At 41.8% G+C, this 14,521-nt stretch carries 8 protein-coding genes; all 8 read right to left on the bottom strand.

What is annotated here, in order from left to right:
* Window positions 1-80: 80 nt before the first annotated feature.
* A complete protein-coding gene (locus tag J7623_RS17085) occupies window positions 81-1,700 on the bottom strand; it encodes an MBL fold metallo-hydrolase (RefSeq protein ID WP_291922529.1) in 1,620 nt (539 codons plus the stop codon).
* Window positions 1,697-2,419, bottom strand: a complete 723-nt coding sequence (locus J7623_RS17080) for a thioesterase domain-containing protein (protein WP_291922541.1) — start codon at window positions 2,417-2,419, stop codon at window positions 1,697-1,699. The genes J7623_RS17085 and J7623_RS17080 overlap by 4 nt, the downstream gene beginning before the upstream one ends.
* A 12-nt stretch (window positions 2,420-2,431) precedes the next feature.
* Window positions 2,432-4,063: an ATP-binding cassette domain-containing protein gene (locus J7623_RS17075; RefSeq protein ID WP_291922527.1), complete on the bottom strand. Its 1,632-nt coding sequence runs from the start codon at window positions 4,061-4,063 to the stop codon at window positions 2,432-2,434.
* Between the two features lie 42 nt (window positions 4,064-4,105).
* A complete protein-coding gene (locus J7623_RS17070) occupies window positions 4,106-9,220 on the bottom strand; it encodes a non-ribosomal peptide synthetase (RefSeq protein ID WP_291922525.1) in 5,115 nt (1,704 codons plus the stop codon).
* Window positions 9,221-9,346: 126 nt separating this feature from the next.
* On the bottom strand, window positions 9,347-11,434 hold the full coding sequence (locus J7623_RS17065; RefSeq protein ID WP_291922523.1) for a carbamoyltransferase C-terminal domain-containing protein: 2,088 nt from the start codon (window positions 11,432-11,434) through the stop codon (window positions 9,347-9,349).
* A 17-nt stretch (window positions 11,435-11,451) separates the two neighbouring features.
* A complete protein-coding gene (locus J7623_RS17060; RefSeq protein ID WP_291922522.1) occupies window positions 11,452-11,982 on the bottom strand; it encodes a UpxY family transcription antiterminator in 531 nt (176 codons plus the stop codon).
* 242 nt (window positions 11,983-12,224) lie between these two features.
* A complete protein-coding gene (locus tag J7623_RS17055; protein ID WP_291922520.1) occupies window positions 12,225-12,902 on the bottom strand; it encodes a response regulator transcription factor in 678 nt (225 codons plus the stop codon).
* 331 nt (window positions 12,903-13,233) lie between these two features.
* The gene (locus J7623_RS17050) at window positions 13,234-14,346 is read right to left on the bottom strand and encodes a hypothetical protein (protein ID WP_291922518.1); all 1,113 of its coding nucleotides are present in this window, start codon (window positions 14,344-14,346) and stop codon (window positions 13,234-13,236) included.
* Window positions 14,347-14,521 lie beyond the last annotated feature (175 nt).

Here is a 14,521-nt window from a genome sequence, read left to right as displayed (position 1 = left end):
TGCCGGTATGCATAACGTCGTAATAAATAATTGGCAATGAGGGATGCAAAAAAGGGGGTGTAAATAAGTTTATCAGAAGATTATACTACTGCGGGAGCAGTATTTTTCTCATACATAATTTCCTTTTCTCCGTATAAACGTTCAGCGATAATACCTCTTTCCTGGCACAGCTTTACCAGTTTATTCGATTGTACAATCGGGTTAGAATCATCTGTATATTTTATGCTGCTGATAAATTCCAGCCATGGCTCCTGGCCCATTGCATATACATAGGTTTCTTTCGGATGAAAAATATCTACCAGGGTCATTCCTTTGGCGCAATCAGAACCAGCAAGCCTTCTGCTGCTATCCTGGTCCCTTGCCAGCTTCTTCGTCAATAACGGTCCATACAGCCAGGTAAGCGGTGCACCATCACATTCCATACCCAGAAAAATAACATCCACATCGCCTATCTGTTGTTGAATGTTTTTATACAACATAGGTTCCACCACCCGCGAATCTGCCATGAACATTAATTTGAAGTCGCCTATTTTAACATAGAAGCATGCTTTGGTTAATATGTTCAGATCACTGTGTTCCCCGGTAAATGGCACGCCGGTGATAGAAGCATCCACAAAAGAAATGGTTTCCATTTCATCAATTTCGTATACATTATTAAAGCCAATGCTGTTGAACATCAGCTTCAGCTGAGGATCTTCCAGCCTGCCTCCACGGGTAGCCGGTACAATAATATTTTTTATCTTATGGCGGAGTGGCAATAATGTTTCAAAGAGAATATGATCCTGGTGATTATGCGTAATCAGTACATAGTCGATTACATCCGGCAGGTCCAGGTCTGAAAAATGGTCTATGTCAGAATGATAACCGTAGTAACTGATCAGCGGGTCCAGTAATATACTCACATCTTTGGTTTCAATCAGGATACAGGCGTGTCCGAAATAACGCATGCGGATGCTGTCTCCTTCGTAGTGCTTATAGCCGGGGAAAGGTTCTTCTGTAAAAAAAGAGGCAAAGAGCGCTTCCTGTTCTGCCGGAATATCAAAAAAGGAGCGGATATAAGACAAGGATTGTGGTACCCGCTTCATTTTAGCCAGTTCATCTACACCGGGATGATCAAAAGGAATAGGCAGCTGTAATACGTGAGGTTCTTTCAGCCGCGGGGTACTTAGGCTGAAAGGCCGGTGGTCATTATCGGTGATCCATAGGGCAATACTTTGTGATGTTTTATCATAAAACCCATTGGTATACATCAGGGATTCAAAGAAACGGAAAGCAGGATTATTGTGCCTGTCGTAAAACAGTTCTACATACCCTTTCAGCATCACCGGCACTTTTTCGTACAGTGTTTCCAGGGAATATCCTTTTGCGTTTTCAAGCAACATTTTATCGAGTTCTTTAATAGCAGCTGCCAGTTCAAATAACTTCGCACTTCCTTTCCTGGTAGCGGCCTGTAATTCCTTTACCTCGTCTATTCTTTTACCACCCAGATCCATAAACGGGCCTCCTCTCATTTTAGGGTTCAGCACCGCCTGAAAATGTACGTCGGGCGCCATCACATAAGAATCCATAATTTCCATATGGCGATGTACCATGTTCATTGCCGCTGTAGGAGGAGAAATAAGATGTGACCAGGCATACCAGTTGTCTACCAAAGGTTCTATTACCAGGTTAGGTTTTAAATAGAGTTGCTTTTCCATCATAAAAAAATTGCTTTTGTATGTAAGAGGATTTTCTCTGATATTATATTTAATATCTCTGCAGCGTTGTTAAAAATAAAAAAATGTTTTCCCGGCATTTGCCTGAAATCTACGAGGCGGCTAGTTTCCAATTGCCACATACGGATATCTTCCGTTTCCATATCTTCTTCCGTACCTGTAATTACCGTAAGGGAAAGATCAAGGGGGTGGGCCGGCACGTAATTAAAGGTTTCGGACACCTCAAAATCAGCTCTCAGTATAGGTTCAAAATAATCCAGCATTTCCGGATTATTCAATATCTCTTCAGGGCATCCGTCCAGCTCTTTCAATTCTTCAATAAAATCTTCCTTGCTGAGCAGGTACCTTTTCTTCGCCTGCCTGGCGGGAGAAGAGGGTCCCGTAGTTCCGGTAATAAACAAATGCAGGGGTTTGCGCTGTCGTTCCGCCAGGATCTTCCTGGCCAGAAACAAGGCTACTACACCACCGAGACTGTGACCATATATAGCATAGTTGTGCTGAAAGCCCACCTTGCTCATCTGTTGATATATATCGTCTACCAGGGCATCCATATCTTTTATGAAGCCCTCCCTGATACGGCTTCCCCTGCCGGGATATTCCAGCGGAATAATATTAATATGAGCAGGAGCGCATTGCTCATACTCCCTGTAAGAGTATTTATTACCTCCTGCAAACGGGATACAGAATACGTTAACCGGAACCATCAAATTGAATAGTTATAATTCTACCTGTACTAATCTTGTATCGCTGACAATCTGACCATAATTAAATTTCACCAACCTGTCAGGTACATGATAAAACTCATCGTCGTGAGACACCGCAATAATCGTTTGCCCCATATCCCGGAGTAGCGTTAACCACTCCGTATAAAATTTCTTTTTATTAAAAGGATCCTGCTCCGCAGCCCATTCATCCAGCACCAGGATGGGTTTCTTCTCCATCAGTGCCATTAACAACGCAATTCTTTTCTGCTGTCCTTTAGATACTTTTGTATCAATCCGCTCCTTTTCATAATCAATTCTAAGTACACCCTTTAAATTGAGCAGATGGGTGAAGTGATTTAAATATTCATTGTTCGCTGTCAGCTCATGTTCATCATAATTTTCTGTAAAAAGATGATGATTACTAAATACCGCTGCCATATTATTACTGAACAACTGGAATTCCTGCCAGGTAATTTCTTTATCGTTGAGATATACCTGTCCGCAAATGGGTTTACATAAACCTGTTAACAGGTGAATAAAAGTTGTTTTACCACTGCCATTACCGCCTATGATAAAAACAATTTCCTGTTTACTGATTTTGAAGTCCGGTACCCGCAGTTCAAAAGAGTGGTCATTACTTTCATACCGGCAAATAATGTTCTCAAATCGCACGGAATGAAATTCAGCTGCATTCGCGGTATATTCAGGTACGGTATCTGTTTCCAGCAGGGTATCAATTCTTTCAATACGGTTTATTGCAATCTTTAAACCTGTATAAAAAGGAACCACCATAATAATTTGGGACACCGGTGCTTTCATAAATAATACGGTTGTTATAAATGCCGTAAGTTCAGGCACGCTGATATTTACCATCATAGGCAGGAAAAAAATCACAAATCCCAACACCAGGTACCAACTGTACGCACCGATTAATTCTGTTCTGACATAACGCTTGGATGTTTTAACATTCAGTGACATGGACTTTTCCTTGTTGACCAGGATGTATTTGTCATATAGATTACTATTCCTCAGAAAAGAGATTCTGACCTGTTTAAATCCATCCACCAGTTCCCGGATAAAGCCATAATATACATCCTGCAAATCCCTTACTTTATTCAGGTCGTTCTCTACTTTTTTATTCTGGTGCAGGTATATTACCAGGAGAAAAAACATCAGAATGATAACAATAACACAGGCCACTGGAGACACCCACATAAAGTAAATCAGCGAGCATACAATGGTGACGGCGGCATTAACAAACCCAATGAATACTTCCGGTACCCGGCTCAGCACACGGGTATCAGAAATGGCGGCATACAATTTCTCCGTACCCAGTCGCTCAAAAGATTCAAAAGAAGCATTTCTTACTTTCTTAATAAGCTTCAGCTCCAGGTCAAGCGTCATCTCATTACTTAGCCGGACCATGTAATTCTGAAACAGCATACTCGAAACAAAAGAAAACACCATAAACACTATAAATATCAGGTAAGCATATTTCCCTAAAGAAAAAATGGACTTTCCCCCAAGGGCAATGTTGATCGTCATCAACATGCCTAAATTGGTAATACTTCCTACCAGGCTGAGGAGCACCAGGAAAAAATAAAAGTAAACGGACCTGGACTGAAAAAGCTTAAAAATATTCATAGTCTAATTATCTCGGAGTGAGCTGATCTTCATCAGTAAATATTAAGAAATCTCTATGTAGTTATAAATTTCTGTTTCCGCCTGATCAATAATGGCGCTTAACTCCCGGATAGTGGGGTAAATAAAGATATCCGCCAATTTCACATCAATCGCCAGCTCTGCATAAATAAGGTTTTGCAATTGGTGTGCTTTAATAGAATGCCCACCCAAATCAAAGAAATTATGCGTAATGCCGATTTCTTTTCTATCGAGTATTTTTTGCCACATCCGGACCAGGCTTTCCTCTGTTCTCGTTACCGCTGTCACCAGCTCCTGCTCCCTGTCTGGCTGTCTGCCATTGCTGTTTTTTCCGGCCAGCAGTTTTCTATCGGTTTTACCAGATGGGGTAAGCGGGATACTATCGAGTATTTCAAAACGGTAAGGGATCATATAGGAAGGTAGGTAACGACTGAGGTGTACCCGAAGCGCTCCTTCTTTAAATCCCTCTTTCACCACCAGGTATCCCGTCAGGTAATCTGTCTGGGACTTTAGTAAGGTGACGGCCATTATGACATCCGGATACTGGTTAATTACTTTATCCACTTCTTCCAGTTCTACCCTATGGCCTCTTACTTTCACCTGGAAATCTTTACGGCCTATGAATTCAATATCTCCACTTTCTGTATACCTGCCCAGATCGCCGGATCGGTAAAGTTTTTTGCCGGGCTTAAACGGGTGGGGGATAAATTTTTCCGCAGTGAGAGCTGGCATGTTGAGATAACCTCTTGCTAAACCACCTTCTATAAAAATTTCACCGGTACATCCCAGCGGCATCATCTGCAACTGCTGATCCAGGATGTATACTGCGCGGTTACTGACAGGCTTCCCGATTAACGCAACATCGTCGATGGAAGTCAGCATTTTGTAGGTGGCGCATACGGTGGTTTCCGACGGGCCATAGGTGTTATAGATCACCACATTCTGCAGCAGGTTATTGATGTAGGTGCTCCTCAGTACTTCACCTCCGCTGATAATGATCCGAAGGGTGCCTATACGGCTGTCTACCTGTTTATTTATTTCGTTCAACACCAGCGGCGAAGTTGAAAGAATGGTGACATTTTTCCTGGCAATTACCGTCAACAACTCATCAATATCCCATCCTCCTTTATCGGCAATAACTATTTTCCCTTTTGAACACAATGCGGGAAACACTTCTTCAATGATGGTATCAAAGGCAACAGAAGATTGCTGCACAAAAACGTCTTTGCTGGTTATCTTAAAATAGCTCACAAACTGCTTTACGTAATCAGACAGCGTATCATGGGTAATCATCACCGCCTTAGGGGTACCTGTTGATCCCGAGGTATTGATCAGGTAGGCCAGGTCGCTCATTTGCCCGGTATACGCCGGGTTTTCGCAATTTTCGGTTGCCTCAATGATGCTTTCTATGCTCACAAGAAATTCGCCGTCAAAATCATTTTCCAGTTGGTCCAGATACATATTATCTACCAACAACAATTTCATCTGGCATTCTTCCATTATTTTTCCGGCCCTGATCACCGGGCAATCGGTATCTATGGCAATATAAGTACCTCCCGCTTTCAGTACTGCCAGCATGGCAATAACGATGTATTCATTTCTTCCCACCCAGAAGCCAATGCAGTCATCGGCCCCTATCGCATAATTGCTCTTCAGGAAATTGGCCAGTCTGTTTACACATTGATTCAGCCGTTTGTAAGTATAAGTTTCCGTTTCAGCTTCCAATGCAATGGCATCCGGTACCATAAAGGCATTTTGCTCAAATTGAAGGTGAACAGGAAGTTTCTGCGACATCGTTTCTGCCGCGTCGCTGATGATACTTAACTGCATCTCCTTTTCCCGGTCTGTCAGAAAATCGTATTTGATGATCTGTCTGTTTTCTTCCTTGTATACTGCCTCCAATAACTTCCTGAGATGTATTACAAACTGATCAGCGGTTGCACCGTGGTGCCTTTCGTTATTAAAATGTATCGCCAGTCCCAGTTCATCCTTTTGTTCAGAAAATTCCAGCACCGTATCCATGTACCCGTCTGAAACGTCCAGCTGCCGCCTGTTTATCTCACAGTTGTTCAATTGCAGTTGGTAATCGTGCTGATGGAAATTCTGGTACAACACCAGTACATTAAATAAAGCATTTCCGTAGTGGACCGTATTGATTTGCTTATCATTGATCAGGTATTCCACCGGGTACAGCTGATGCTCCATTGCGGAAAAAACTTTGCTTTTAACTATTTCCAGCTGGTCTGAAAAAGAAGTGGTTCCTTCCACTTCTACCCGCAGGCAAAGCGTATTCAGCATATAACCAATTATATCCTCCATTTCCTCCAGGATACGGCCGGCTACTTCGAATCCAATGGTGATATCTGTTTCCCGGGAATACCGGTGTGCAATAATGTTGATGAGTGTAATTATTACAGTAAAAGGAGAAGTATGATGCTTTTGGGCCAACGTTTTCAACTGCGCTACTTCCGTTGCGTCCAGGCAATATCTTTGTGTGCTTATTTTCCCGGATAATATGGTGGCGCCGCTGAGTTTAACAGGAAACAGGGGAACAGGTTCCGGTAACTCTTCCAGTTCATGCAGCCAATACTTTTTATGCTGACTGAAAATGTAGCTTTGCTCAAGGTCCTGTTGCCATACCACGTAATCGTTATATTGAAAAGCGGCCCTCCCTGCATCAATGCTGTCATTTCCCTGCGCCAGTTGATTATAGAGTGCCGACAATTCTTCACAGAGCAATGCTAATGACCAGCCATCAACCAGGATATGATGTATTACGAACACGATACGGTAAGATGCCTTTCCTGTTTGTATCACATTCACTCTTAGCTGTGAAGGAATCCGCAGGTCAAATGGCTTGCTAATAAAAGCACTACTGATTTCCTCCAATACGCTTTCGGGATCCGGCACTGACCTCAGATCAGTATATTCTGGATTAAATAAGTCATCGTGGTATTCGTGGATAACCTGTTCCGGACGATCAGCGGTTATTTTGAAGGAAGTGCGCAGCGTCGTGTACTTCTCTACCAACAGCCGGAAAGCTTTATGAATAGATGGCCATTGCAATGCGCCTTTTACATCATAGATCACCGGCAGGTTGTACCCCGAGCTATCTTCGTTCAACAGGTACTCCATGAAAATGCGTTCCTGCCCTGTAGTTAGGCTCCGCTGCAAAAGGGTGTTTCCCTGTTTTAAAGGTGGATAGACATTATCTATTGCAGCTGTTGCCAGTTGCTGCCGGATACTTTCAATGGTACGTAATCTGAAGATTGCTTCCACCGGCAATGACAAACCTGTTTTTTGTTTTATCCTTGCTACAAAGCGCATGGCTGTAAGACTATTGATGCCATATTCCAGCAGATCCGTTTGTGGGGTAATGCTATTATCGCCTAGTAAAGCCACTACTGTTGCGGCCAGCCATTCGGAGGAAACAGTTCCCGGAGATGAAGTGCCACCAATGCGGGCATCTCCGTGATCAATATTAAATTCACCGGAAATATACCTGTTCCATAGCTCAAACCTTTGCACTTTGCCGCTAGTGGTTTTGGGAATTTTTCTAACCGGCAATATCCTGTCGGCGTAAATACCAACAGCCTTCCACAGGATATTGCCTACCAGGTCGCTCACTGCCTGGAAAGCAGCTTCATTTCCTTTATATAGCACAAATACAAGCAATTCATCTTTGCTGTTGTGATGGTTCCTCCCTCCTACGGCTACAATTTTACCCGGTTCTGCCACACCTGCCCTGACCAGTATCTGTTCTATATCCTGCGGATAATAATTTTGGCCGTTAATTATAAAAACATCTTTGATGCGGCCTACCACTATCAGGCGGTTATTGATTAAAAAACCGGTATCACCTGTTTTCAACCAGCCGTCTGCTGTAAAAACGCGTTTGGTGGCTTCGGGATAGTTATAGTATCCCTGGGTTACGTTGCGTCCTTTTATCTGGATATGCCCCATCTTATTTTCAGCCAGCACCTGATCACGATCATTGCAGATCCTGACCTTACAGGCGGTGGCAGCTATTCCGACTTCAACAAAACATACCGCCGCAGGATCTGCAGGAGCAATCACCTGGATTTCCTCGCCGATATTCAGATGTAATCTGTGGAGATAATAAGCATTCAGTGCGGTTCCCGGTACCGTTGTGGACACTTCCACAGCAGCTTCTGCCAGTCCATACGCTGCAACAATAGCGTGTTGCCGCAATCCATAAGGCGCCAATGCGGCGGTAAAGGTTTTACAAATGTTGTCGGAGATCAGCTCCGCACCATTTACAATAATTCTTATGCCGGATAAATCCCATTGATAAGCCGTTTTCTTATCCAGGGCGGCGAGGAAATACTGCAGTCCGAAATTGGGAGAATACAATACACTGGCCTCATGCGCTGCTGCTTTTTCCATCCACAACAACGGTCTTCTTATAAAAAGTGAGGTAGGAATATTAACTGTATCTATATTCATATAAATACCCGCCAGTAAAAAACCGATCATGCCCATATCATGCGTCATAGGCATCCAGCTGAGTAATTTATCAGCTACAGATATTTGCAGTGATGTAATGATATCTTCTATATTACAAAGCAGGTTATCGTTGGTCAATATAACCCCTTTGGGATCGCCGGTAGAGCCGGAAGAAAACTGAATATAAACGATGCTGTCTTCTCTGGAATCAGCCATGATACCTTCTTTCCCTTCGCTTAACAATTTTTCCGGAAAAATGCGACGTTCCTGGATACTATTGCCAACAGCAGACATTTCCGGCGAATCCAGTAAATCCGTGGCCTTTTCAAAGGCGCCACTATCTGTGATGAAATAAGGGTTGTTAAGATAGCCCCATACTTTGAAAAGCTTCATTTTCTGCGCTGCCTGCACTCCGGGATTCAACGGCACCGGAATAATTCCTCCCAGGATACATGCCCAGAAAATGGGTATAAAAAGTCGGTTTTCCTCTATTTGTAATACCAGCTCATCTCCTTCTTTCAGTCCTGCTTCCTGCAGATGACCCAACATCATCAGGGATTGCCTGTACAACGACTTATAGCTAATCGTTTCTTCAATATTATTCATGCAAACGAGTGTAACACCGGCAGTATCAGCCGCGGCGGCTCTCATCAGCATTGAGGACAAACTCATGATTAATCAGGATTTTTAGTGATAGAAAGAGGGTACAAACAATAATCGGCCGGATAGAAAGCATTAAAGGCGTACAGATGGCGGTTTGCCAACCGGGTAATAAAAAGCCATGTTATATATAGGCAATTATGCTTCGTTCAATTCTTTGGTGATAATATAATTGTCGATCACGAGGCAATCCAGCGCACATTCAAAAAAGTAAGATAGCGCCTGTGAAGGAGTTTCAACAATGGGCATTCCTTTTTTATTGAAAGAGGTATTCAATAGTACCGGGATATCTGTAAGAGACTTAAATTCCCGGATAAGCTGATAAAATTTGGGGCTGCTTTCACTGGTAACTGTTTGTATCCTGCAGGAATTGTCTACATGTACTACGCCGGCAATTTTGTCTTTCCATTCCTGTTTTACAGGGGCTACTAAAATCATATAAGGGCTGTCTCCTTCAAACTCAAAATAATCGGAAACATGTTCCTTCAACACAGCAGGTGCAAAAGGGCGAAAATCTTCCCGAAACTTTACTTTGTTGTTAATAAATTTCTGTACGCCTGCTTTCCTGGGGTCAGCCAGGATACTGCGGTTCCCTAGTGCCCGCGGCCCAAATTCGCAACCATCCTGGAACCAGCCGATTACTTTTCCATCTGCCAGTAACCTGGCGGTAGCGGCAAAAACGTCGCTTTCTTCCGAGAAATGAATCTTTTTAAATGCTGGCTGCTCCTGGCTTAGTTTGCGGGTGGTGGCCACCAGTTCCTCCATTCGGATCACGCGCAGGAAATATCCGAAATCACCTAATATAAAAGTATTCCCTTTTTGTTTGGATTTAAAAAATGTAGCGCTGTCATTGACAGCATTAATGAAGGTAATACTATCCGCATAAAATACACAATCGGCCTGAAGGCTGGCATCTTCATTCACTGATACTTTACCTGGTGTTATCAGAAAAGAAAAATTACCGACGCCTGAAATGACAAACTGCATGCAAAACTGCTCTTTGTCTGTTTCTTCTTTCCGGAAGAAAAAAGGGAGATGTTCAAAAAAGGTATCAATAAATAATTTACCGGATAGTTTATCTGGCAGCACAAAATTTGATATTTCTGTTTTTATCTGACCGGCGGAATATACTTTCCCAAAACAGGAGCTGCCATTATGTTTTATCCTTTCCCTTTTCAACACTTCCAGCCAGCCGTAGTAGGCGCAACCAATGGCCAACCCGTTATCTCCGGCTGCCGGTGTGAAGTAAACATTTTTAAATATGTTTTCCTTTAGAATTTTTGCGTTGGCCACTGCATTTAATGCCACACCACCGGTATAACATAAATTATCCGCATCGGTCAGTTCTTTCCGGGAGCGGATTAAATACAGGATAGCCCTTTCCGTTTCTTTTTGCGCCCAATACGCAATGTCTGCATAGTACTGGAAGTTGTTCCAGAAATCCGCCTGGGATCTTACCGGTTGCCGGAAGGTCTTCATCCAGTCGTAGTTGACAAATACCCGCCCGTTTTTCAATTCAAAAATGGAGTAATCGTAAACACCTGGCTTACCATATGGAGCCAGTCCCATGAGTTTGCCGGTATCATCGCCATTAGCGAAACAATACGCCGTAATAGATGCATATACACCGCCAATAGAGTGCATGGCAGAAGTGGGATGCATTGGATATTCCTTTAGCACCAGGCCAAAAGGAGAAAAATCCTTGCAGATGGTACTTAGCTGGTTATTATGATAGTGATAAAAGCTGTCCTTTTCCACATACAGATGCAGCAGATCATGAGGAATATTATCCGGCAGAATCAGTGCATCTTTTAAGTCTATGCATTCATCATAAAGGCTTCCGCAGCCATCCAGTACGAGGACGGCGGACTGATCGTACGGGCTGCTGCCTATGCCATAGTAGGCATGAGCCAGATGATGAGAGATCGTTACTACCGGCACATCCAATGTGGAGGTAAAATGCCGGGGGCCATGGTAATGCCCGTTACCATATTCGAAAAAACCGTAGTTGGAGTTTTGCACCACCAGGTCTATATCGTGTAGGGTAATACCTGCTGCATGGAGACAATAGTCGATCGCATCTGCATCATTTAGTCCATCATGTTTCAGACGGGTAATTCTTTCCTTTTCCACTGCTACTAAAATACTTCCATTTTTCATCAGACAAACGGAGCCATCATGTGTCAGTCCCGAACCTATGATATAGGAGTCTCTTTTTAAAGACATAAAAAAACTTTTGTTATTTAAGATCTGGAAGAATACGCAGATGCCTCTTCCATCAGGTATTCCTGTGATAAAGACATTAACACATTTCGCTGAAACAACTGAACGCGCACCAGTACCTTTTCACATCCGTTGTACTCCACTACTTCTCCGGTAAAGCCCGCCAGCGGGCCTTGCTGGATAACCATCAACTGCCCGGGCATGAAATTAGTTTCGGTTACTTCTATGGGGCCTCCGCTATTCAGCATTACTTTAAGATTGTCCACTATGGCGGTATTTACTTTTGCAACTTCTTTACCCATTCTTACATAATATAGTACTCCATCCACATCGAGTCCTTTAAAATATTCCTGGTGATCTTTCAGGTAAATAAAAATGTAGGAAGGAAATACAGGGGTATCTATATATTTCCTGCGATCGCTCCATATTCTTAGTTTTTTCATCATGGCAAAAAAATGCCCAATGCCCAGATCTTCTAATGCAGTACAAACTTTTTTTTCATGTCTTGGCTTAGTATATACTACATACCAACCTTCATTAAATTTCTTCATAACAGGAATTTTGAGCAAAAAGCTATCGCTAAAGTAAGCCACAGACTTACGTTTCAGGGTAAAATGACAGTAAAAGTTAAAAAAAATAAATTAACGGGAATTAAATATGCACAGCGTGTGTTTGCCGGCAATTTTTATTACTCAATAGTTAACAGGATTCAAATTAAACCATAAAATTCAGGTCGAAAATAGGGTAAGTACTATTTATTCATTCGGTTTATACTAAAAAACTACGTGGATTTCTACAGGGTGTTTACATAGGTATTTTTAACTTCCGTTTGAATAATTCTTTTATCAATGCCGTACTTCAACAGGCCTATTGTTGATCTCACTCTCAGTTTCTCTTTCATATCCTGTCTGATTTTTTCAATAGACCGGACACTGAGAAAAAGGGTTTCTGCTATTTCCCGGTTGCTCTTTTCTTCCCATAAAAACTGCAGCACCTGTTTTTCCCTGCTGTCGAGCGGGTTGTTCTTATCACTGACTACACTATTCAGGACGTTTTCCTTATTATAATACAGTGCTTCGGTAAACAATTTATTACGGTATATTTTATTGCTGGCTACAGACAGTATAGCCTTCACCAGGTCTTCCGGTTCATCATCTCTGGAGATGCATCCATGAATACCAAAATCCAGCAATTCCACAATAATCTGCATGTCCGCTCCGAGCGACAGCACCAATATTTTCATATCGGGATAGGAATCTTTGATGGCACGTATAATTTCCTTTCCATTTAGCTGTATCACCAGTGTGTCCAGCAACAGAATGTCAATAGGTGTCTTTTTCAAGCCTTCGAAGAGTTCCCTGATGTTGGCCGTCTGAATCGCCATATTAATATTTACTGCGGAGAAATATTCTTTCAAGACTTTTCGGAAGATAGTATGTTCATATACCATAGCCAGATTAATTAATTCCATTGCAGATATTTTTATGGGTTAAAATAAAAATTCTCCTATAGAAGCTATAATAATACTCTACTAAAATTAGCTGACTATGCATAGGAGACTACTTTTTATGTAACAATCAATTTCGGGTCATTATCTAACAAATAAGGTAACAACTAACTATAAATACAGACTACGCTACAACAGGATCCTTTACAGGGTACAAATACGTAACCGGATTTCGGATATTTTGAGATTCTTAAATGTGACTTAAGATAACAACTGTTTAGTAAAACACTAAAAAAACAATAATAATACTTTGTTAAAGTAAAAAAAAATTGTCTTTCTTAATTTGCTTACAGGTTTATCCTACCAAATTGCTCTCTAAAAAGTCTACAAGCATTCCAGCTGTATATTCATTGCTATGCAATCTGTCACTAAAATCGATTTTTTGTTTTTCACTGAGATCACTTAATCTGAACATTTGTTTTTCTCCATTTACCAATCTGATTACCAGGCAGTTTATGAGTGGCGCGTTGCTCCACCACTCCATTGCATCCCATTTGCCGGTATAGGTAACTAATAACGGAACTTCTTCAATTGGCATTCCCTGATTTACAAATTGATTGTAAACACTTGAAGCGCAGTGCATTAATCCGGTACATGGACCAAAAATCATTTTTACACAGTCGGCTCCCAACAGGCTGATATCTTCTCTCAATGTCATTTGTGTAGAGAAAATTACCTGTTGCATTTCTGTTGCAGATAACCATTGCCCATAAAATTCCGCCTTGCCGGCTCCTTTTTCATCAAAAATTAATATTTTATGATGGGCTTCCTGCAGGCAAAATTTCAGAACATTAAAATACACATCCCAGCTCACATTTTTCATAGTACTGGAAGAAGAATCTACAAAAATAAACAGGTGATCATTGGGCGCTACTCCCTTTGCTGCCAACCATTTATTCGCCCAGATTTTTTCGGGCTCATCAATAAAGATCTCATGGGGCTTATCTAAATACCCCTGGTAAAAATCGAGCAGTTCCTGGTGGACAGGAAAAATGAGGGCAGAATCTTGCCGTGGAATCAGCAATAAATGGGAAAAAGAAAATATGCATATACTAAGTTGCCCCAGATTTCCTGCCTGCATCGCTCTCTTGTGCAGGAGGCCCAATAACTGATCCTCATGAATAGTCATACAAATGATAAGATCATAATGCTCATAATCAATTTCGTCATAGTGGAAACAGGTAACATTGCTAAATGCAGGGTTATTTTTTGTAAGGGCACCATACAACGCACGCGCTTCTTTATTGCAACAATTCAGGTCAATTTCTGTCTCTTCTCCAAAAAAAAGCCGGCTAATAGCCAGGCGGCTTAAAGTGATACAAGAGTCTCCCAGGAAAAATTTGCCTTCATCATATAATATCAACACTCGTTTGACCTTGGTATTGTTAAGTGACAGGTTATTATTCAATATCTGTTGCAAGGTCTCCTGATAACTATCAACACCATAGAAGCGGGATAACATATAATAGGATTAATTACAGCCTAAATTAATAGAAAAAATAATAGTAATAGTAGTATTAATACGAAATATCATTACGGATTATACCAAAATTATCTGGCGCCGATCTGGCTGCCAATCTATT

The organism is Chitinophaga sp., assembly GCF_017745275.1.
Taxonomy (GTDB): Bacteria; Bacteroidota; Bacteroidia; order Chitinophagales; family Chitinophagaceae; genus Chitinophaga.
This window is presented reverse-complemented; position numbering and strand designations above follow the sequence as displayed.